Source organism: Noviherbaspirillum agri (assembly GCF_054780595.1).
On record NZ_BAAGWA010000002.1, the window covers coordinates 390,610 to 411,180 of the forward strand.

Genomic DNA, 20,571 nt, shown 5'->3' on the forward strand with positions numbered 1-20,571 from the left:
CCGGACGACGAGCATGCCGACCCTGACCGAGCTGAACCTGTATCCGATCAAGTCCTGCGCTGGCATTGCGCTGCGTGAAGCAACGCTTACAAGCGCAGGGCTGATGACCGAGCAAATTTACGACCGCGAGTGGATGGTGGTCGATGCGCAGGGGCAGTTCATGACGCAGCGCCAGTATCCGAGGATGGCACTGATCGTCCCGCGCCTGAAGTCGGATACGCTGGAGTTGCGGGCGCCTGGCATGCTGCGCCTCGAAATCCAGCTCGGCCTGCCCGCCCCGGAGGATGAGAAGACGGTAGAGGTGCAGGTCTGGGACGACAAGGTAAAGGCGTACGATTGCGACGAAACCACGGCAGCCTGGTTTTCCAATTTTTTGAGAACACCGTGCCGTCTTGTACGCTTTCATCCGGATGCAGCGCGCCATGCGAGTGCCAAATGGACTGGCGAAACCCGGGCGCCGACGTTGTTCTCCGATGCGTTTCCCGTTCTGGTGACCTCCGAGGCCTCGCTCGCCGACCTGAATGACAAGTTGAAGGCGGCAGGCCGTGATGCATTGCCGATGAATCGTTTCCGTCCGAACGTCGTCATCGGCGGGATTGGCGCATTTGAAGAAGACTTCGCAGAGGCGATCACCATCGGCGAGGCAGTCCTGAAACCAGTCAAGCCGTGCATTCGTTGCTCGATCCCGTCGATTGAACAAAGCACCGCCGTCGCCGGTCCGGACCCGCTCGATATTCTTCGGGGATACCGGGCCAATCCCAAAGTCGATGGCGGCATCACGTTCGGGATGAACGCAATCGTGCCGAAAGGCGATGGGCAGATTCTGCGCATTGGCCAGGAAGTTGACGTAACACTCGCGTTCTGAGTGCCAACCGGCCCATGTCGCACGATCTGGCCCGGGAAAACCAGCGTCTGCGCGACCAGCTGGCGCAATTACTCCACCATGCGCAACAGAATCAGCAGATACTGCAACGCCACCAGGCCTTCGACCTCCAATTCATCGCGGCGGAAAGCTTTCGTGACTTGATCGATACGGTGCTGTATCAGTTTGCCAAGGCAGCTTCGCTCGATATCGCGACCCTCGTCCTGCTCGATCCGGATTACGAAATCCGCCGCATCCTTGCCGATCTGCGAATCAGCCTTTCGGATTTTCCGCAACTACTTTTCCTGCAGGAAGAGTCTGAGTTTGGGGAGCTTGATGGCAGGCTTTCAAAACCGACCTTGGACATCTACTGCGAGCAATTTCATGGTCGGCTATTCCCGGAGCCGCTGGCTCCTCCGGCAAGCGTCGCAATTGTCCCGCTACATCGAAAGAACCAACTTACCGGAAGCCTGAACCTCGGCAGCAATGACGCAATGCGCTTCGCACCGAACATGGCTACTGATTTCCTGGCGCACCTGGCAGCAATCCTGGCAATCTGCCTGGAGAACGTCATCAACACCGAACGCCTGAAACACATCGGACTGACTGATCCGCTGACAGGCCTCAACAACCGCCGCTATGTCGAACGCCGCCTGCATGAAGAGGTTGGCCGCAGCCGGCGCCATGGCTATGCCCTGTGCTGTCTGTTTGTCGACATCGATCACTTCAAGCGGATCAATGACCTGATCGGCCATCAGGCTGGCGACGAGGTATTGCGCGCGGTGACAGAACGCATCAAGGCGGAACTGCGGCTATCCGATGCTCTGGGTCGTTTTGGAGGGGAAGAGTTTGTGGCTCTGCTGGTCGATGCAGAACTGACGGACGCAGTCAGTGTCGCCGAACGTATCCGCCTGAGCATCGCGGAGCAGCCGCTGCTATTGGTCGGCGGAGAGCGCCTGGAGGTCACTGTGTCGATCGGTGTCGCCTCGCTGGTTCCAGTGGATGGAGATCTATCGATCGAGGCGCAGACGAAGGAGTTTGTTGCGCGCGCCGATCAGGCGCTCTATCGCGCCAAGGAAAACGGACGCAATTGCGTCGTTGCCGCCAAATGAAACGCCGGATTCTCGGCTGCTTCAGCTGGTCTGCTTCAGTTCTGCTTGCAGGCGCTCATACTTGGCCTGCAGCTCTTCCTTCGTTTCGCGCCGATCCGGGTTGATCGGGATACAGTCGACCGGGCAGACCTGCTGGCATTGCGGCTCGTTATAGTGACCGACACATTCGGTACAGCGCTCCGGATCGATGACGTAAATCTCTGGCCCCATCGAAATTGCATCGTTCGGACATTCCGGCTCGCATACATCGCAATTGATGCACTCTTCGGTAATCATTAACGCCATAACAGCCTCTGCTCAACTCCCACTGCTTTCACTGCTACATTGACGGCTTACTTACCGCCTGCAGCGATCTTTTCCTTCAGCCACTTCTCGACGGAGGGAAATACAAATTTGGACACATCACCGCCAAGCGATGCAATCTCACGCACGATGGTACCTGAAATGAACTGGTATTGGTCGGAAGGGGTGAGGAACAGTGTTTCGACGTCCGGCAGCAGATAACGGTTCATTCCGGCCATCTGGAATTCGTATTCAAAGTCGGACACGGCGCGCAGCCCACGGACAATGACACGTGCATCATGGGCGCGCACGAAGTCCTTCAACAAGCCCGAAAAACTTTCTACCTGCACATTCGGATAGTGTCCGAGCACTTCGTTGGCAATCGACAAACGTTCGTCAAGCGAAAAGAATGGCTTCTTGTTCTTGCTGTCAGCGACACCAACGATCAGTTTGTCGAACAAACCCGAGGCACGCCGAACCAAATCTTCGTGTCCGCGTGTAAGCGGATCAAACGTTCCCGGATAAACTGCTGTAACCATCGCGGCTCCCTGACGAAGTGTAACGAATGTGTAACAAATTGCGGAACGCGCATTATGCCTGAAACTGCAGCTTACGGATTGCGTTGCAGCAAGTGATAGAACACCATGCCAGCCTTGTCGGCGCGAACCACGCTCCAGCCGGCAAGCCAGTCCGGTGGCGCTTCGGAATCCAGCGAAAGCTCGGATTCAGCATATACCAAGCCACCGGCAGCCAAAAGTTGCGCGCAGAGAGGCAGCATCCTTGCCAGCCAGTCATGGTGATAGGGTGGATCGAGGAAAATCACTTGGACACGCGATTCTATTCCTCCTCGCGCAATCAGATTCTTGACTGCAGCCAAGGCATCGCCACGCTGGATACGAACCTGCGCCGCATTCAGCTTGGCCTTGGTTGCCTCCAGCTGACGGACTGCCACCGGATTGTCTTCCACCATCAGCACGCTCGCAGCGCCGCGGCTCGCAGCCTCGAAGCCGAGCGCACCTGTGCCGGCGAACAAATCCAGGCAACGCACCTGCCCCCAGCTACCGAGCAAATGATTCAGCCAGTTAAATACGGTTTCGCGAACCCGGTCGGGCGTGGGCCGCAGTCCTTCTGCATCCAGCACGGGAAGAGGCGTTCGCTTCCATTGTCCGCCGATAATGCGCACCTGTCTTGGCGGACGGCTGGCATGCGGCAATGTTGTTCTCGGTGCGCGGCTTTTCTGCATGTTTTTACTTTGCCGTGCCGACCACCACGGTGGACATGCCTTCGATCGACAGCTTGCGTTTGAATGCCGCCTTAATGTCCGCGACCGTCACCTTCTGCACCTTGGTGGTCCAGGTATCCAGATAATCGAGTGGCAGATTGTAGAAACCGATCGCAGCCATGTTGTCGAGAATTTTGCGGTTGTTATCAATGCGCAAGGCAAAGCCGCCGATCAGGTTGTCCTTAGCCGCTTTCAGTTCCTTCTCGGTAGGTCCGTCGCGCAGAAAAGTGGCGATGGTGTCGCGTACGACCTTGAGCGCCGCTTCGGTTTGTTCCTTCTGAGTTTGCAATCCTGCCTGGAAAGGCCCCGGTTGCGCCAAGGGATTGAAATAACTGTACACGCTGTAGGACAGGCCGCGCTTTTCACGCACCTCATGGGTCAGCCGCGATACGAAACCACCGCCGCCGAGTGTGTAGTTGCCCACCATGAGCGGGAAGTAGTCCTCGTCGCCACGCGCAATCGCCGGCATGCCAAGCGCGATATGTGCCTGCGATGCGGGGTGTGGAATCCACTCTTCTTGTGCGGGCGCGACCTGGACCGGCGGCAGCGCCTGCAGCGGCTCGCCTTGCTGCAGGCGCTTGGTGAGTTCCTGCGCAATGGCATCCGCTTCGGCGCGGGTAATGTCTCCAATCATGGAGATAACGGCGCGGTTGGCAACATAATGCCTGTTATGGAACGCGACCAGATCGTCCCGGGTAATGGACTCGACCGATGACACGGTCTCATGCTGTGCATAGGGGTGCGAACCATACAACACGCGCCAGAATGCCTTGTTGGCAATCGACTCCGGTTTTGTTTCATCTTCCTTGATCGCGGAAATCATGCGCGCCTTATCGCGGGCGAAGAAATCCTGCGGAAAGCTTGGATGCGCCAGGATCCGCGCCAGCAAGGTCACGGCGGTATCCCGCTCGCTTCGGTTCGACAACGTACGCAAACTTGCTCCGGCCCGGTCGCTGCTTGCGCCACCGCCTCGCTGGGCGGCGATATCGGCTAATGCATCGGAGATCTGCGCCTCGGTCATTGCCGGCTCGCTCACCGGCGAACTCACTTCCCGCAACCCGCGAGCGAGCATTGCGCTCGTCAATGATGCGGTACCCGATTTCCCAGCCGGGTCGCGGCGGGAGCCTGCATCAAACTCGACACTGATATCGAGAATCGGAATCGAATGGTTTTCCACGAACAGCACCTTCGTGCCGTTTGCAAGATGCCATGACTGGATCTTTAGGGCGGCAATGGCGGGCGACGTGCCGACCAGCGCCAACGTCAGTACAAAGAAAATACGCTTGATCATGATCAGTCCCGGAATTTAATGACGCAGGCCCTTCGGTGCCGGAGGAGTTTTTTTCTCGGACAGGGGAAGCGGCACCAGGGTCGCAACCGTCAAGGCGTCGTCACCGAAGTATTTCCTGGCAACCGCCTGTACCTGCTCCGCGGTGACTGCACTGAGTTGTTCGATGATGCGATCGATATCCCGGTGCGACAAGCCGCTCATCTCCATCACGCCGATTTCCATCGCCTGTCCGAAGATCGAGTCGCGCTTGTAGATCTGCCCGGCGATCAGCTGCGCCTTCACGCGCTTTAACTCTTGTTCGGAAATCCCTTCCTGCGCAATGCGCTCGACTTCGGCACGCAACAATTTCTCGAGATGTTCCGTCGTCGTTCCGGCAGCGGGAGTACCATCGAGCAGGAACATCACCGGTCCACGTGAGATATTCGAATAGCCGGCGCCAACCGAGTTGGCCACCTTGTCGGTACGCACCAGTTTTGCGTTCAGTCGCGCGTTGTCATAACCGTCGAGAATGGCGGCGAGTACGTCGAGCGCATGGGATTCGCTATCCTTTTCTACATCACGCAGTGCCGGCACCTTGAAGGCTAGCACGACGTACGGATTTTCGGCCGGCGCCTTGACCGTCACGCGCTTGATGCCGCGTTGCGGCGGCTCTGCCTGCGGCTTGGTAACCGGCACATCCTTGCGCGGGATCTTTCCGAAGTGTTTCTGTGCCAAGGCGTAGACTTTCTTCGGATCCACGTCTCCAGAAATTACCATGGTGGCGTTGTTCGGCGCATACCAGCGGCCATACCACGCTTTGGCGTCCTTCAAGGTCATGCTTTGCAGGTCGCTCATCCAACCAACGACGGGATGCCGGTATGGATGCGCGAAAAATGCTGTTGCGTTCAGGGCTTCGTACACCAGCGGGATCGGCTGGTCTTCCGTGCGCCAGCGGCGCTCCTCCATCACGACACGGATCTCGCGCGAGAACTCGTCCTCGTCAAACGTCAGGTTGGCCATGCGGTCGGCCTCCAGGGCCATGACCTGTTCCAGCTTGGTTTTCTCGATTTGCTGGAAATACGCGGTGTAATCCTTGCTGGTGAAGGCGTTTTCACGGCCGCCGAGCGCAGCCACACGCTGGCTGAACTCACCCGGCTTGAGGGCCTTGGTTCCCTTGAACATCATGTGCTCCAGGGCATGGGCAACGCCAGTCACTCCGTTTTGCTCGTCCATGGAACCGGCCTTGTACCAGATCATGTGTGCCACCGTGGGCGCCCGGTGGTCTTCCTTCACAATGATCTTCATGCCGTTCTTCAACATGAATTCATGCGCGGGTTCCGCGAAGCCGGCAATGGGCATCCAGCTCAACAACCAGGCCGACAGCAGTACTGCAATCCGAAATTTCATAGTCTATGCTCTGATAAAATATGGGGCTGTTTGATGCAGTGACGCCCAGAGACTGTTGAAAACCTGCGGTGCAACCCGAGTCTGGTTCTGCGAAGTGCGTCGTACCTTATGCACGTCGGCACTTATGTAACCATGCTCGGACCGCGCCTTACGGTTCTTGAAACAGCCTCAAGGATATGGCGTCATAAAAACGAGGTTCCGATTGTATCTTCTTTCTGAACCAGCGCCGCAAGCGCGCCCGACTGCCCTTCTCCACTGGCCCCATGTTTAGTTTCTTCAAGAAAAAACCCAAAGATGCACCTGCGATTCCACCGCAGGAGACGGCCCACGAGGCCGAAGAACAGGCGTCCGTCGATCAGGTCGCAGCGCCTCCAGTGCAGGCTCAATCGGAGGCGCCTTCGCAACCTGCACCAACTGAACAGAAACAATCGTGGCTGAACAACCTGTTTAGGCGTGACGCTACACCCGCGCCGGCTCCCACTCCGTCTGCGCCGGCCCCAGCGGAAGCACCAGAAGCACCGGTAGCCCCGGCAACTCCAATCACTCCTCCGGCACCGGCGGCCGAGATTGCACCGGCGAAGCCATCTGCAACCGAAGAAGCAGAGCCGGAAGGCGAGATTATCCCAGCAGAACCGCAACCTATTGAGCAAAAGCAATCCTGGATGCAGCGCCTGAAGGCGGGCCTGTCCAAGACTTCGTCCAGCCTCACGACGCTGTTCGTCGGCGCCAAGATCGACGACGACCTGTATGAAGAGCTGGAGTCTGCGTTATTGATGGCGGATGCCGGCGTGGAAGCCACGCAATTCCTGCTCGATGCACTGAAGAAAAAGGTCAAGAGTGAGAAGCTGACCGAAGCGCAGCAGGTCAAGGCCGCACTGCGCACCCTGCTCATCGAGCTGCTGACACCACTGCAAAAACCCTTCGTCCTCGGCCGACATCAGCCGCTCGTGATGATGATTGCCGGTGTCAACGGGGCCGGCAAAACCACCACCATCGGCAAGCTGGCAAAACATCTGCAAGCGCATCACCAATCCGTACTTCTCGCTGCCGGCGACACCTTCCGTGCCGCGGCGCGTGAACAGCTTACGATCTGGGGAGAGCGCAATAACGTCACCGTGATTGCCCAGGAATCAGGCGACCCGGCGGCCGTTGCCTTCGATGCCGTGCAATCCGCCAAGGCGCGCAACGTCGATGTCGTGATGGTCGATACCGCCGGCCGCCTGCCGACTCAGTTGCATCTAATGGAAGAGCTGAAGAAGGTCAAGCGCGTCATCGGCAAAGGACTGGAAAACGCTCCACATGAGGTGCTGCTTGTGATTGACGGCAACACCGGGCAGAACGCCCTTGCGCAGGTCAAGGCATTCGATGATGCACTACGGCTGACAGGCTTGGTCATCACCAAGCTCGACGGCACTGCCAAGGGCGGCATCCTTGCCGCCATCGCCAAGACCCGCCCGATTCCCGTGTATTTCATTGGTGTCGGCGAGAAGATCGAGGACCTGCAAGCATTCAGCGCCGACGAATTTGTCGACGCGCTGCTGAGCTGACATGATCGAGTTTCAGAAGGTTTCCAAGCAATACGTCGGCGACAGCACCGCGCTGAAAGATATCTCGCTCTCCATCGCCAAGGGCGAACTGGTCTTTCTGTCCGGCCCATCCGGAGCGGGCAAATCCACGATGCTAAAGATGATTGCCGCGATGGAGCGGCCGACTTCCGGCTCGGTCTTCGTCAACGGGCAGAATATCGGCCGGCTGAAGTCTTCCGGCTTGCCCTACCTGCGCCGCAATCTCGGACTGATCTTCCAGCAGCAACACCTTCTGAATGACCGCAACGTGCTTGCCAACGTCATGCTTCCGCTGCTTGTGATCGGAACAGCAAAAGCAGATGCAGAGAAACGCGCCCGCGCCGCGCTCGACAAAGTCGGCCTGCTGGACAAGTCGCACTCCGAGCCGGTTTCATTGTCAGGCGGTGAGCAGCAGCGCGTTGCCATTGCTCGCGCAATCGTCAACCGTCCGCAGATCATCCTCGCCGACGAGCCGACCGCAAATCTCGACCGCGCCAGCGCGAATAAGGTCATGGATGCGTTGAAGGCCTTTCACAGTGTGGGTGTCACCTGCTTGATCGCCACCCACGACGAAAGCATATTGAATGGGGCGCAACGGGTCATTTATCTCGAGCGCGGGCGACTGGCCTCACAGCCATTGGGCGAACCGATGCAGGGTGCGGCATGATGAAATGGCTGAGACAACATGCACTCGCTCTCGCGGACGCGCTTAGGCACCTGCTCAGTTCTCCGGGCAGCTTTATGCTCAACGTAGTGGTTGTCGCGATCGCGCTGGCCCTGCCGTTCGCTGGACTGACCCTCCTGGAAAATATCCGCCCGGTGTCAGAACAACTGGCCGTGGAGCCGGAGATCAGCGTTTTCATGAGCATGGATACGCCACGCGAACGCGCAATCGCGTTGTCGCCCCAGATTCGCCGCATCGTCCAGGAATCCGGGCACACTGCGAAGCTGGAATTTATCCCGCGTGAGAAAGCACTTACTTTGCTCAAGGATAAGACGGGTATGTCGGACGCCATTACCGCGTTGGGTGAAAACCCTCTTCCGGACGGGTATGTGCTCAAGCTTTCGGGTGTGCGAGACGCCGCTGCCGCAACGCGTATCGAGGTGCTTGCGGCGCAGCTCAAGGCTTTGCCGGGCGCGGAGTATGTACAAATTGATTCAGCCTGGGTAAAGCGACTGGCAGCATTGATGCATGTGCTACGGCTGGCACTTCTGTTCCTGGCGATGACGCTTGGTGTTGTCGTCGTTGCGGTTGTGTTCAATACCATCCGCTTGCAGGTCATGACGCAGCGTGAGGAAATCGAGGTTTGCCGGATGTTCGGTGCGACAGACGCCTACATCTATCGGCCCTTTTATTACACGGGGGCCTTGCTCGGTCTGTTTGCAGGGGGGGCAGCACTTGGGGTGGTGGCACTGGCGCTGCAACCTCTCAACAATGCAGTCGCCGAATTTGCGCGCTTGTATGCGTCAGAATTCCGCCTTGCTCCTCTAGCACCTTCCATCACCCTTGCACTACTGGCGGCAAGTGCTACTCTAGGCCTTCTGGGCGCCCTGCTCTCCGTAAATCGCCACTTATCTCGCCTTGCTTAACCGGAAGGGCTGACGGCAGGGTCGCAAAATACCCGGAATTAATTTGATGTTTCGCAACTTTTTCAGTTGCACCCGCTCTAAAGTGGTGAAGTTCAATTATCAAATGCTCTCCCATAGTTCGAGCCTATCTTTCCTGTAGAAAGGTCTGATTAGCACTCACCCCTATCGAGTGCTAATATAATAAAGAAACAGGCTGATTCACTTATGAAGCTCGGCTAGGGAAGCAAGGAGAAACAATGAAAGCGTCCGCACAATCTGCATTGGTCCCGATGGGCAACCATGCCCTGACGCTCGGTTTTTCGGGCAGTCTTGGCAACCTTGAAGCGTATATTTCGGCAGTGAACCGTATTCCGATGCTCACGCAGGAGGAAGAAAGCTCGCTCGCCCGCGATCTGCGCGACAAGAGTGACCTCGGTGCAGCGCAGAAGTTGGTGATGTCGCACCTACGCCTGGTTGTCTCTATCGCCCGCGGCTACCTTGGCTATGGCTTGCCGCACGCAGACCTCATTCAGGAAGGCAATATCGGTCTGATGAAGGCTGTCAAGCGCTTCGATCCGGACCAGGGCGTGCGCCTGGTGTCCTACGCCATGCATTGGATCAAAGCCGAAATCCACGAGTACATCCTGAAGAACTGGCGTTTGGTGAAGGTCGCAACGACCAAGGCTCAGCGAAAACTTTTCTTCAACCTGCGCAGCCACAAGGAAGGGCTCGACGCAATGACGTCGGCTCAGGTTGAAGATCTGGCCAAATCGCTCAACGTCAAGCGCGAGGAAGTGATTGAAATGGAAACCCGCATGTCGGGCCATGATATTGCCCTGGATGCACCAACCGATGACGAAGACGACAAGTTTGCGCCGATTGCCTATTTGTCGTCCGATGCCCATGAGCCGACCAAAGAGCTCGAAGCACGCCAGTTCGATCGCATGCAGTCGGAAGGTTTGGGAGTTGCGCTCGACAAGCTCGACCCGCGTTCACGGCGGATCGTTGAAGCGCGTTGGCTGGCGAATGACGACGGCTCGGGCGCAACCCTGCATGAGCTGGCTGACGAGTTTGGCGTATCAGCGGAACGCATCCGCCAGATCGAAAGCGCAGCGCTGAAGAAAATGAAAGGCGCACTGGCTGCCTACGCATAGGTCACCAGCACTTCATAGCAAACAGAAAAGGCGCCAGACCGGCTAGGCGTTAAGTTAACGTGTTGAAAAACGTTGGCTAAAAGTTCAAAATCCCCTATAGGTTTAACGACTTATAGGGGATTCTTCATTGCAGACGATTTTTTCCGAGCCAGAAGGCCCACCGCCAAGCAATCCGCCCCTTCCCCCGGAGGTCGGAGGAATCAACGTCAATTTCTGCAAGAGTCCTACGTGCCCGAACTTCGGTGTACCCGCGAAGTTGGCCAAATGGGCACGACGTAAGGAAACCGCGCTAGGCGTCCAGCCGGGCTCCGCTTACACCATCGGAGCGGTCGGCAAGCTTCGTCCCTCCCTGAAATGCCTCCTCTGCGGTGAACACTTTTCCATCAAGAGCAACCTGGCGGTTGCAGAAGAGGTGTATCGGCTGACACAGCATTTGCTGCCGATAGAGTCAGCGAGTTGCCCCGATACTGAATGTACTAACCATCATGTCCCTGTTGAAACCGACGGAGCCTATTACCGCTTCGGGACAACTCCGGCTGGCTCGCCTCGTTGGCGCTGCCGCCTTTGCTTGAAGACGTTTACGGCCGGTGGTCGTGCACTCAAGCGGCAACGGATTACCCATCTGAACAAGACAATCCTGCTGTCGCTGACAAACAAAATGCCGTTGCGCAGAATCGCGAAGGTGACCGGGCTCAACGCGGTTACCTTGTACGGCAAAATCGACTTTCTTTATCGCCAATGCCTCGCCTTTGCCTCAGCACGAGAGCAAGCCCTTTTCGAGTTAGACCTCTCCCGGCTGTATGTCAGTGTCGACCGCCAAGAGTACAAGGTCAACTGGAGCCGGGACACCGACCGCCGGAACGTCGTTCTCCGGGCTATCGGTAGCGCCGACAACCATACAGGCTACGTGTTCGGGATGCACCTTAACTTCGACCCTTTCCTGAATCCGTCCGAAGTCGAGTCGGATGCCTTGGCCGCCCGTGATGCCGAGTTGCCATATCCGCACCGGAAGTACGCTCGGGTCTGGCTTAGTCACGACTACGAGGAGGGGTTGGACGCGGTAAAGCGCGAGCGCGACCGGAAATCAGCCAAGGCGAAGAAGGGCCCGGTGTCGCAGGCGCTAGGCGCCAAGATTGAGGACCAGTACGACGCTGCGGCGTCACGCGAAGATTCCGAGGTTTCTGAACTGAAGGACGAAGGGCAAAAGCTACCCGAAGCGAAGGGTATGCAGACTCACGAGGAATACGTGATGTATGCCCATTTCTTGTTCCTGAAAGGGTTGCTGCGGCGGGTCGAGAAAATCAGGTTCTTTCTGGACCAGGACTCCGGTATACGTGCCGCTTGCTTAGCCGCATTCGCACCCGACATCCGGGCTCGCCGCGTAGATGTGTTCTATGTCCGAACCGCCAAGGAGATGACCATTGACAAGAAGCGGTCGGCCATCAGTTCAGCCCGCGCAATCTTTAAGGCCTACCAGGACGCAAATCCCGCCCTGTCACCGCAGGGCGTGGAACTGGCCATGATGAAGGACGAAATCAGCCGGGCAGTCGCAGTTGGCAAATGGAGCGACCGTTGGTGCGTCCACCCGATTCCAAACATGTCAGAGCCTGAAAAGGCGATGTGTTGGCTAACGGACCTCGGGGATTATGACCTGGACCATCAAGCAATGCTGTTTCTCAAGGCAAGCCTGCATGGCATCGACAATTTCTTCCAGAGGGTTCGCCGAAGTCTCAATCCCTTGGAGCGGCCTATCAAAACCGCCAGTCGGGATGGCCGGACCTGGTACGGCTATAGCCCATACAACCCAGCTTTCGTGGAAAAGTTACTTGGTATTTACCGCGTCATCCATAACTTCACCGAAGTCGGCAAGGACGGAAAAACTCCAGCCATGCGGTTGGGACTCGCTCAGGCTCCCCTTGAGCCCGAAGGAATCATTTATTTCACACGATAACCCGGCCCTCAGCCACAACAACTCCGCTGTTCCTGGATAGGCGGGCATTTTACGGACCCGTAAGAGCAAAAGACGCAGCAGTCGCCTGGCTTGGGCCGAAGAATTGCCTTGCAGTTCTCGCATTCGTAGTAGAACTGGCAGGCGTCGGTAGGCATCGTCTCGCGCTTGGCAAAACCACAGTTCGGGCATGTCAGCACGGATTCGAGGACGGCTGTACTCATTATTGATTGGCTCTGCAGGAGAAAACAGTAGCCATGATACTGCAGCCCAAAGAAAAACCCGCGGAGCATTGCTGCTTACGCGGGCTTAATTTTTTCAACACGTTAACTTAACGCCTAGCCAGACCGGCGCCTTTTCTTTTGTCGAGTGTGATCGGCCTCACGAGAGCAACAGTTTCAGGTCATGCACGATCGGCTCTGCGCCTTGTCCGTGCCGCACGAAGAGACGGATGCGCCCCTGCGGATCGAACACATAGCTGCCGGCAGTGTGGTCCATGGTGTAGCTGTCCGGCGACTTGCCCGGCACCTTCTGATAAAAGACACGGAAGTCTCGGGCAATCTTTTCGGTTGCCGCCTTGTCGCCGACCAAGCCAAGGAAGCGAGGATCGAAGGCCGGCACATACTTTGACAACATCTCTGGCGTGTCGCGCTCGGGGTCGACCGTGACGAAAAGCACCTGAACCTTGTCCGCTAGCGGCCCGAGCTGTTGCATGACATTGGCCATTTCAGACATGGTGGTCGGACAGACGTCGGGGCACTGCGTGTAGCCAAAAAAGATGACAACGGCCTTTCCCTTGAAGTCGGCCAACGTGCGCATCTTCCCGTTATGGTCCTGCATCGCGAAGTCTTTCGCGTACTCGAGGCCCGTTACATCGGTATTCTTGAACGCTGTTTTCGCCGGGCTCAGCATCATCTGCGCACCTTCCTCCTGACGATCACAAGCGCCAAGCAGGATGGCAGACAAAACAAATGCAATAGAAGACAGGCCTCGGGCGGAGATCAGGCGCATGATGTCAAAGCTTCAGATAATGGTCGGCTAGTAGTGCCGCAAATAATAACGACAGGTAGACAATGGAGTAGCCAAAAGTCTTCCGCGCAACTATATCACTGTAATGCCTGTAGATCTGCCATGCATGGCGCAGGAAGAGCGCACCAAGCACGGATGCGCTGGCGAGATAGATCAGCCCGCTCATCCGCACTGCGAATGGCAGCATGGAAGTTGCAACAAGTGCAATCGTGTACAGCCAGATATGAAAACCGGTGAATTCCCGTCCATGCGTCACGGGCAGCATCGGCAAGCCGGATTTCGCATAATCATCGCGTCGGTACATTGCCAGCGACCAGAAATGCGGCGGGGTCCACACGAAAATGATCAGTACCAGGATCCACGCCTGCATTGGCACATCGTTCGCAACTGCCGCCCAGCCCAGTGCAGGCGGCATCGCGCCGGAGAGGCCGCCGATGACGATGTTCTGCGGCGTGGCGGGTTTGAGCAGCATTGTATAGATCACCGCATAGCCGACAAAGGTAGCGAAGGTCAGCCACATGGTCAGGGGATTGACGAAGTTGAACAGAACCCACATGCCGGCGCCACCGATCACGCCGGAGAAAACCAGCGTTTGCGGCACTGTTATCTCACCGCGTGCCATCGGTCGGCGGGCGGTGCGCGCCATGCGCGAATCGATCTCCCGCTCCACCAGGCAATTGACAGCAAACGCTGCCCCAGCAAGCAACCAGATACCGATAGTGCCAGCAACAACAATGCGCCAGTCCGGCAATTCCGGTGTCGCGAGGAACATTCCGATCACCGCGCAAAACACAGCCAACTGCGTCACACGCGGCTTGGTCAGTGCCCAATACTGGGCAAGGCGATGGGATTGAATGGTCAGTGTGGTCATAGGCACCTCAGGCGGCCGAGAGCCGCGTTACGGCCCGATGCATCGCGGTTTGCGACAAATGTCGAACCTGGAAATTCAATATTGTCAGCAACAGTACAAGCACTGCCGCACCACCGTTATGCAGTACCGCAAGCGCCAACGGCCACTCAAGGTAAACCGTCGACATCCCTGTTATAAATTGCACCGCGACCGCGACGCGAAGCCATCGAGCAGTGCGTTTCAAGCCGTGTGTCTTTCCGACACGATATGACAACCACAGGACGAAGAGCACGACCACAAGCGCGAACATGCGATGCACCCAATGAATCGCCGTCAACGCCGGGAACGGCAGATATTCGCCGCTCGCCGTCTTCCCCAGCTCACGCCACAGCGCAAAGCCGTTCGAGAAGTCCATTGCCGGCACAAGCTGGCCATGGCAAAGCGGGAAGTCGGAACACGCCAGTGCGGCGTAGTTGGTGCTGACCCACCCGCCCAGCGCAATCTGCACAAACAGCAACGCGAGGGCGAGCGCCGCCGGCTGGCGAAATGATGGTGGCGTCGGTATCTCGACGGCGAAGCGCGAATCCTGGCGGGCTGCCAACCATCCAAGCATCCCGAGCAGCGCCATTCCGAGCAGCAGATGAATAGTTACGATCACCGGTTGCAGCTTTAGCGTGACCGTCCACGCACCAAAGGCTCCTTGCAGGCAAACGAATCCGAGAAGCATGGTTGGCATCCAGGGCGTGAAGCCGATATCTCGCCGGCTTGACCTTAGCCACATGCGCCAGGCAATTGCAGTCATCGACATGATCAGCACGCCGACGGCCATGGCCAGATAGCGGTGAATCATTTCAATCCATGCCTTCACCACCGTGACGGGCCCGTCCGGCATGGCCGCTTCGGCGGCACTGATGTGCTCATGCGCCTGCAAAGGATTGGCGTGGCCGTAACAGCCGGGCCAGTCAGGGCAGCCAAGCCCGGAATCGGTCAGGCGCGTAAAGGCGCCGAACATGATCAGGTCGAAAGTCAGGAATACCGTGACCCATACCAGCTTCCGGTACTTGTTGCTGTCGCTGGATACCCAGACCATCGTGAGCGGCAACAGGGCCACAACGATCCCAATGATTGCGAGTTGAATCAGCACGAGACTTATCCTATGCGGGATGCTTTCAGGAGCTTGGCGATGTCCTTCTTGACCTTGTTCGGGTCGCCCCCCTTCGGAAAGCGCATCATCAGATTACCCAAGGGGTCGATCATGTAAATATGGTCGGTCACCGCTGTGCCCGTATCGGGGGGCAACCAGCCTGCCACCGTCTCCGGCTTGACGCGCAGCATGTAAGTGCCGTCGTACTCGCGCATCAACATCGTTTCGAGAGGCTTGTTGTCTGTTATCAGCCAGACCCGTTCAATACGGTTTTTCTCCTTGCCTTGGGCGAGGCGCAATTGCCGCATCTCATACAAGCGCCTCTCGCAGTCGGGAGGACAGTCGGCACTGCCAACCTGCAGCATGATCCATTTGCCTTTGAGGGACTCCAGCGCGACAGGTTTTCCATCGAGGGTCGTGGCCGCGAGTGCCGGCATCGGATGCGCTCGCGGGTCGATGAGCTCACCATAATTCGTTCGTCCTTGCGGCTTGATGACGTAATAGGTCAGATAGGAAGCAATTACTGGAGAGGCGCATACTGCGAGAACAGCGAAGAGCTTCCAGCGGCCGGTCTTCTGTTGCTTACTTTGTTCCACGTCGAAATCCTGTCACAACAAAAAATAGCAATGCGGACGCAGCCAGCGCATACCACTGGAAGGCATAGCCACGGTGTTTCTCTACTCCGGTTGACGGGCGCGGCCAGTCACGCACCAGACCGTCCTGCAGGTCCGTCGTCTGCTGAAGAATGAAAGGCAGCATCTTCAATCCTGCGACGTCGGCAAATTGTGCGGCATCCAGGTTTTGCACTATGGCGTTGGATCGAAGTGGCTCGGGTGTCCCGAGTTGCAGCACTTGACCGACATGCCGCCTGGCGATGCCCGTAATTTCGATGGTGCCTTTTGGCGTGGCGATTTCCGGCACTCTCGTACGGTCCGCAATATCACGCTTCACCCATCCTCGCGCCACCAGTATGTGTAGGTCGGAGCCAGCAAGTTTCATCGGTGTGAGCACGTAAAAGCCGGCTGCGCCCTTGTATGGACGGTTGTCGAGAAACACGGTCCACTCCCTCAGGAAGTTACCTTCCACGGAAATACGTCGATATTCCACATCCTCAACGGACTCTGTTGCTCCTGCCAGGCGAACCGGCTCTGCCGATTCACGTGCAGTCAATTTTGCTTCGATCGATTCTTTTTCCGCAGCACGTCGTGTCTGCCACTGACCAAGGGAAATACCAATCGCACATGCAATAGTCGCGGCCAAGAACGGAATCCAGCGGAATCGGAATTTCGTTCGCATTACAATATCTTTTCTTTATTGCGCCTTACCGCACTTGCGGCGACGATGTGTGCACGCATTCAATCTGCATCAACTCGACAATAACCCGCCACCATGAAAATTCTCGTCGCCATCGCCTTCGCCCTCATTCTTGCCAGCCTTGGGTCCGCGCTCGTGTTTCTGATGCGTGACAGGGGCAAGAGTAACCGTACTGTCAAAGCACTCGCGTTTCGCGTCGGGTTTTCGATTACGCTCTTCGTACTGATCCTTGTGGCATATAGCCAAGGGTGGATCCAACCGACCGGTATTCGCTGAGGCAACATCAGTTCGGTAAAAAAAGCCGCACCCAGTGCGGCTTTTCTTTTTTACTCTACCTTACAGCCAGTACACCACAACATACAGGCCGAGCCATACCACGTCGACGAAGTGCCAGTACCATGCCGCACCTTCGAAGGCGAAATGATTGTCCGGCGTGAAGTGCCCTTTCAGCACGCGATACAACACCACCGACAGCATGATGGCCCCCATCGTGACATGGAAGCCGTGGAATCCCGTCAGCATGAAGAAGGTGGAACCGTAGATTCCGGACGTCAGCTTGAGGTTCAGGTCGCTGTAGGCATGCATGTATTCATACGCCTGGAAGCCCATGAACACCGCCCCGAGAATGATCGTTGCGGCGAGCCAGAACGCGGTGCTGCCGCGGTGGCCGGCACGCAGCGCATGGTGCGCAATGGTCAGCGTGACACCGGAGGTTAACAACAGCGCCGTGTTGATCGTTGGGATCCAGAACGGCCCCATCTTGGCAAACGGTTCGACAGTTCCCGCAGGAGTGTTGCCCCATTGCGGCGCGAAGTCAGGCCAAAGAATCTTGTGATCTAGGTCGGCAAGCCATGGCATCGTCACGCTACGGGCATAAAAGAGCGCCCCGAAGAAGGCCGCAAAGAACATGACTTCGGAGAAGATGAACCAGCTCATGCTCCAGCGATAAGAGACATCGATACGATTGCTGTAGAGGCCGCCTTCCGATTCGGCGATGGCATCGCCGAACCATTTGTACAGCACGAGGATCAGTGCAAGAAGGCCGATGAGGTTGGCATACTTGCCCCAACCAATGCCATTGACCCACGCTGATGCGCCAGCCATGGTGACCAGCAAGGATGCGCCTGCAAGGACAGGCCACTTGGAAGGGCCGGGTACGAAGTAGTGCGGCGCCTTGGCGTGTTGAGAACTCATCTCCATCTCCCCAAAACAAATATCAGATATTAAATATTCAATGCGGTCTTACTGCGCGACGACACTTTTTACTATCAGGATCAGCGTCACAACGAATATCGCTGCACCAATCAGGCCAGCAATGATCACATGCACCGGATTGAGCTGTTGCGCATCCTTTTCATAGTCGCTTTTTCTACGCACACCAAAAAACGACCAGAACACTGCCTTTACCGTGGCGCCGAACGATGCCTTGCGCTGCGCCGGTTTCTTCGATTCGTTCATCCCGTCATCCTGCTTCAGCTCGCCTTCTTGCCCGGCCCGCTTATTTCGAAGAACGTGTACGACAGCGTGATTGTTTTCACGTCCTTGGGCAGCGCCGGGTCAATGTAGAACACCACCGGCATCTGTTTTGCCTGGTTCGGACCAAGCGTCTGCTGCTGAAAACAGAAGCATTCCATCTTCTTGAAATGGGCCTCTGCCTGCTGCGGGGCGTAGCTGGGAATCGCCTGGGCATCAATGGCGCGCGGTTGCGTATTCACCACCTCATACACCACTTGCGTCATCTCCCCAGGATGCACCTGCATGCTCGAAACCGTGGGGCGGAAGCGCCATGGTCCCTGCGCAGTCGCGTCGAACTCGATCGTGACCGTTCGCGTCTTGTCGATCTGCGTATTGCCCACCTCCTGGACCGTGGCGTCTTTCTGCGTCAACAGGTTCACGCCAGTGATTTCGCAGATCTTCTTGTAGATTGGCACCAGTGCGTAGCCGAACCCGAACATCATGACTGCAATAACCAGCAGTTTGCCCAGCATTTGCGCGTTCAGCGTGCGGGCCTGCGTGCTGTGTTGTTCGGGATGTTCCATATCAGCTAAACCAAACGCGTTTTACGACGAGGCCCAAGGCAAACATCACCGCGATGGACGCAAGGATCAGCGCCGTTCTCAGGTTGTTCGGATGTTTCGGATCTGGCATATATATGTCGGGCGGGCGCTTGCCCGCCACATCCTCACTTCACGGTCGGCGGCACTTCAAAGGTATGGAACGGCGCCGGGCTTGGCACAGTCCACTCCAGGCCTTCAGCACCGTCCCAAGGCTTGGTCGGCGCAGGTTTACCACCCTTGATGGCGGGAAGGACAACGGCGAACAGGAAGTACACCTGCATCAGGCCGAAGCCCAATGCGCCGATCGACGCAATCACATTGAAGTCCGTAAACTGTGCCGGATAGTCCGCATAGCGACGCGGCATGCCGGCCAGCCCCAGGAAGTGCATCGGGAAGAACGTGATGTTGAACGTGACGATGGAGCCCCAGAAGTGGAACTTGCCGCGGCCTTCGTTGTACATGAAGCCAGTCCACTTCGGCCCCCAGTAGTAAAAGCCTGCGAACAAGGCAAACAGCGAACCGGCCACCAGCACGTAATGGAAGTGCGCCACCACATAGTAGGTGTCCTGCATCTGGATATCGATCGGCGTAACAGCGAGGATCAGTCCGGTGAACCCGCCGATGGTGAACACGAAGATGAAGCCGACGGCGAACAACATCGGCGTCTCGAAGGTCATCGAGCCCTTCCACATGGTCGCAATCCAGTTGAACACCTTCACGCCGGTCGGCACGGAGATCAGCATCGTTGCATACATGAAGAACAGCTGTGCGGTCACCGGCATGCCGGTGGTGAACATGTGGTGCGCCCAGACGATGAAGGACAGGATTGCGATGGACGCGGTCGCGTACACCATCGACGCATAGCCGAACAACTGCTTGCGCGAGAAGGCGGGGATGATCTGCGACACGATGCCGAAGGCCGGCAGGATCATGATGTACACCTCGGGGTGTCCGAAGAACCAGAAGATGTGCTGGTACATCACTGGATCGCCGCCGCCTGCTGCGTTAAAGAACGAAGTGCCGAAGTGGCGATCAGTCAGCGTCATCGTGATTGCCCCGGCGAGCACCGGCATCACCGCGATCAGCAGGTAGGCGGTAATCAGCCAGGTCCAGCAGAACATCGGCATCTTCATCAGCGTCATGCCAGGCGCGCGCATATTGAGGACGGTGGTGATGATGTTGATCGCGCCCATGATGGACGAGGCGCCCATGATGTGTACCGCAAAGATGGCCATGTCCATGCCGGGCCCCATCTGCGTAGACAGCGGCGCATAGAGCGTCCAGCCTGCCGCCGTAGCACCGCCCGGAACGAAGAAGGAACCAATCAGCAGAATCGCAGCCGGCGGCAGCAGCCAGAACGAGAAGTTGTTCATGCGCGCGAACGCCATGTCCGACGCACCAATCTGCAGTGGGATCATCCAGTTGGCGAAGCCGACGAAGGCCGGCATGATCGCGCCGAACACCATGATCAGTCCGTGCATCGTGGTCAGCTGGTTGAAGAACTCCGGCTTCACCAATTGCAGGCCCGGCTGGAACAACTCGGCACGGATCAACAGTGCCAGTACGCCGCCGGACAGCAGCATGACAAAGGAGAACCACAGGTACAACGTGCCGATGTCCTTGTGGTTGGTTGCGTAGAGCCAGCGACGCCAGCCATGCGGGTGGTCGTGCGCGTGATCGTGAGAATGATCGTGTGCGTGATCGACTGCGGTGGTGCTCATCTCAA

At 57.3% G+C, this 20,571-nt stretch carries 24 protein-coding genes; 8 read left to right on the forward strand and 16 right to left on the reverse strand.

Annotation, left to right across the window (positions count from 1 at the left end; translation table 11 throughout):
* Window positions 1-13 precede the first annotated feature (13 nt).
* Both ACYVIA_RS04505 and ACYVIA_RS04510 read left to right on the forward strand, forming a co-directional pair.
* On the forward strand, window positions 14-865 hold the full coding sequence (locus ACYVIA_RS04505; RefSeq protein ID WP_460838287.1) for an MOSC domain-containing protein: 852 nt from the start codon (window positions 14-16) through the stop codon (window positions 863-865).
* A gap of 14 nt (window positions 866-879) precedes the next feature.
* The gene (locus ACYVIA_RS04510; protein ID WP_460838289.1) at window positions 880-1,974 is read left to right on the forward strand and encodes a GGDEF domain-containing protein; all 1,095 of its coding nucleotides are present in this window, start codon (window positions 880-882) and stop codon (window positions 1,972-1,974) included.
* 21 nt (window positions 1,975-1,995) lie between these two features.
* Here the strand turns inward: ACYVIA_RS04510 and ACYVIA_RS04515 are convergent, their stop codons facing one another.
* From ACYVIA_RS04515 to ACYVIA_RS04535, 5 genes are all read right to left on the reverse strand, one after another.
* Entirely contained in the window at window positions 1,996-2,259 is a 264-nt protein-coding gene (locus tag ACYVIA_RS04515) for a YfhL family 4Fe-4S dicluster ferredoxin (RefSeq protein WP_460838291.1), read from the reverse strand.
* A gap of 47 nt (window positions 2,260-2,306) precedes the next feature.
* Window positions 2,307-2,795, reverse strand: a complete 489-nt coding sequence (gene coaD / locus ACYVIA_RS04520) for a pantetheine-phosphate adenylyltransferase (RefSeq protein WP_460838292.1) — start codon at window positions 2,793-2,795, stop codon at window positions 2,307-2,309.
* A gap of 71 nt (window positions 2,796-2,866) precedes the next feature.
* A complete protein-coding gene (rsmD, locus tag ACYVIA_RS04525) occupies window positions 2,867-3,499 on the reverse strand; it encodes a 16S rRNA (guanine(966)-N(2))-methyltransferase RsmD (RefSeq protein WP_460838294.1) in 633 nt (210 codons plus the stop codon).
* Window positions 3,500-3,503: 4 nt separating this feature from the next.
* Window positions 3,504-4,829, reverse strand: a complete 1,326-nt coding sequence (locus tag ACYVIA_RS04530) for a M16 family metallopeptidase (protein ID WP_460838295.1) — start codon at window positions 4,827-4,829, stop codon at window positions 3,504-3,506.
* Window positions 4,830-4,844: 15 nt separating this feature from the next.
* Window positions 4,845-6,215, reverse strand: a complete 1,371-nt coding sequence (locus tag ACYVIA_RS04535; protein WP_460838297.1) for a M16 family metallopeptidase — start codon at window positions 6,213-6,215, stop codon at window positions 4,845-4,847.
* 263 nt (window positions 6,216-6,478) lie between these two features.
* Here ACYVIA_RS04535 and ftsY point away from each other — a divergent pair, with 263 nt between their 5' ends.
* The 5 genes from ftsY to ACYVIA_RS04560 all read left to right on the forward strand — a co-directional run bounded on the left by ftsY (window position 6,479) and on the right by ACYVIA_RS04560 (window position 12,454).
* Window positions 6,479-7,762 (forward strand): signal recognition particle-docking protein FtsY, encoded by a 1,284-nt coding sequence (gene ftsY, locus ACYVIA_RS04540; RefSeq protein ID WP_460838298.1) that lies wholly within the window; start codon window positions 6,479-6,481, stop codon window positions 7,760-7,762.
* Window position 7,763: 1 nt separating this feature from the next.
* The gene (locus ACYVIA_RS04545; RefSeq protein ID WP_460838300.1) at window positions 7,764-8,447 is read left to right on the forward strand and encodes a cell division ATP-binding protein FtsE; all 684 of its coding nucleotides are present in this window, start codon (window positions 7,764-7,766) and stop codon (window positions 8,445-8,447) included.
* Window positions 8,444-9,370 carry a cell division protein FtsX gene (locus ACYVIA_RS04550; RefSeq protein WP_460838302.1) on the forward strand — a complete coding sequence of 309 codons (927 nt, stop codon included), beginning with the start codon at window positions 8,444-8,446 and terminating at the stop codon, window positions 9,368-9,370. The genes ACYVIA_RS04545 and ACYVIA_RS04550 overlap by 4 nt, the downstream gene beginning before the upstream one ends.
* A gap of 236 nt (window positions 9,371-9,606) precedes the next feature.
* The gene (rpoH, locus tag ACYVIA_RS04555; protein WP_460838304.1) at window positions 9,607-10,503 is read left to right on the forward strand and encodes an RNA polymerase sigma factor RpoH; all 897 of its coding nucleotides are present in this window, start codon (window positions 9,607-9,609) and stop codon (window positions 10,501-10,503) included.
* Between the two features lie 127 nt (window positions 10,504-10,630).
* Window positions 10,631-12,454: a transposase gene (locus ACYVIA_RS04560; protein WP_460838305.1), complete on the forward strand. Its 1,824-nt coding sequence runs from the start codon at window positions 10,631-10,633 to the stop codon at window positions 12,452-12,454.
* A gap of 8 nt (window positions 12,455-12,462) precedes the next feature.
* On the opposite strand, the gene ACYVIA_RS04565 is transcribed toward ACYVIA_RS04560, so the two are convergent.
* From ACYVIA_RS04565 to ACYVIA_RS04590, 6 genes are all read right to left on the reverse strand, one after another.
* On the reverse strand, window positions 12,463-12,675 hold the full coding sequence (locus ACYVIA_RS04565) for a GDCCVxC domain-containing (seleno)protein (RefSeq protein ID WP_146330002.1): 213 nt from the start codon (window positions 12,673-12,675) through the stop codon (window positions 12,463-12,465).
* Window positions 12,676-12,832: 157 nt separating this feature from the next.
* Complete coding sequence (locus ACYVIA_RS04570) at window positions 12,833-13,462, reverse strand: SCO family protein (protein WP_460838308.1); 630 nt, start codon at window positions 13,460-13,462, stop codon at window positions 12,833-12,835.
* Between the two features lie 4 nt (window positions 13,463-13,466).
* On the reverse strand, window positions 13,467-14,351 hold the full coding sequence (gene cyoE / locus ACYVIA_RS04575) for a heme o synthase (protein ID WP_460838310.1): 885 nt from the start codon (window positions 14,349-14,351) through the stop codon (window positions 13,467-13,469).
* Between the two features lie 7 nt (window positions 14,352-14,358).
* Window positions 14,359-15,474: a COX15/CtaA family protein gene (locus tag ACYVIA_RS04580; RefSeq protein WP_460838312.1), complete on the reverse strand. Its 1,116-nt coding sequence runs from the start codon at window positions 15,472-15,474 to the stop codon at window positions 14,359-14,361.
* 5 nt (window positions 15,475-15,479) lie between these two features.
* Entirely contained in the window at window positions 15,480-16,070 is a 591-nt protein-coding gene (locus tag ACYVIA_RS04585; protein ID WP_460838314.1) for an SCO family protein, read from the reverse strand.
* Window positions 16,057-16,770 carry an SURF1 family protein gene (locus ACYVIA_RS04590; RefSeq protein WP_460838315.1) on the reverse strand — a complete coding sequence of 238 codons (714 nt, stop codon included), beginning with the start codon at window positions 16,768-16,770 and terminating at the stop codon, window positions 16,057-16,059. The genes ACYVIA_RS04585 and ACYVIA_RS04590 overlap by 14 nt, the downstream gene beginning before the upstream one ends.
* 93 nt (window positions 16,771-16,863) lie before the next feature.
* Here ACYVIA_RS04590 and ACYVIA_RS04595 point away from each other — a divergent pair, with 93 nt between their 5' ends.
* Window positions 16,864-17,064, forward strand: coding sequence for a twin transmembrane helix small protein (locus ACYVIA_RS04595; RefSeq protein WP_460838317.1), 201 nt, complete (start codon window positions 16,864-16,866; stop codon window positions 17,062-17,064).
* 60 nt (window positions 17,065-17,124) lie between these two features.
* Here the strand turns inward: ACYVIA_RS04595 and ACYVIA_RS04600 are convergent, their stop codons facing one another.
* The 5 genes from ACYVIA_RS04600 to ctaD are packed head-to-tail and all read right to left on the reverse strand — an operon-like array spanning window position 17,125 to window position 20,566.
* A complete protein-coding gene (locus ACYVIA_RS04600) occupies window positions 17,125-17,982 on the reverse strand; it encodes a cytochrome c oxidase subunit 3 (protein ID WP_460838318.1) in 858 nt (285 codons plus the stop codon).
* Between the two features lie 48 nt (window positions 17,983-18,030).
* Window positions 18,031-18,246, reverse strand: coding sequence for a DUF2970 domain-containing protein (locus tag ACYVIA_RS04605; RefSeq protein WP_460838320.1), 216 nt, complete (start codon window positions 18,244-18,246; stop codon window positions 18,031-18,033).
* Between the two features lie 14 nt (window positions 18,247-18,260).
* The gene (locus ACYVIA_RS04610; RefSeq protein ID WP_460838322.1) at window positions 18,261-18,827 is read right to left on the reverse strand and encodes a cytochrome c oxidase assembly protein; all 567 of its coding nucleotides are present in this window, start codon (window positions 18,825-18,827) and stop codon (window positions 18,261-18,263) included.
* A 1-nt stretch (window position 18,828) separates the two neighbouring features.
* Entirely contained in the window at window positions 18,829-18,936 is a 108-nt protein-coding gene (locus ACYVIA_RS04615; protein ID WP_460838324.1) for a cytochrome oxidase small assembly protein, read from the reverse strand.
* Window positions 18,937-18,970: 34 nt separating this feature from the next.
* Window positions 18,971-20,566 (reverse strand): cytochrome c oxidase subunit I, encoded by a 1,596-nt coding sequence (ctaD, locus tag ACYVIA_RS04620; protein ID WP_460838326.1) that lies wholly within the window; start codon window positions 20,564-20,566, stop codon window positions 18,971-18,973.
* Between the last annotated feature and the right edge of the window lie 5 nt (window positions 20,567-20,571).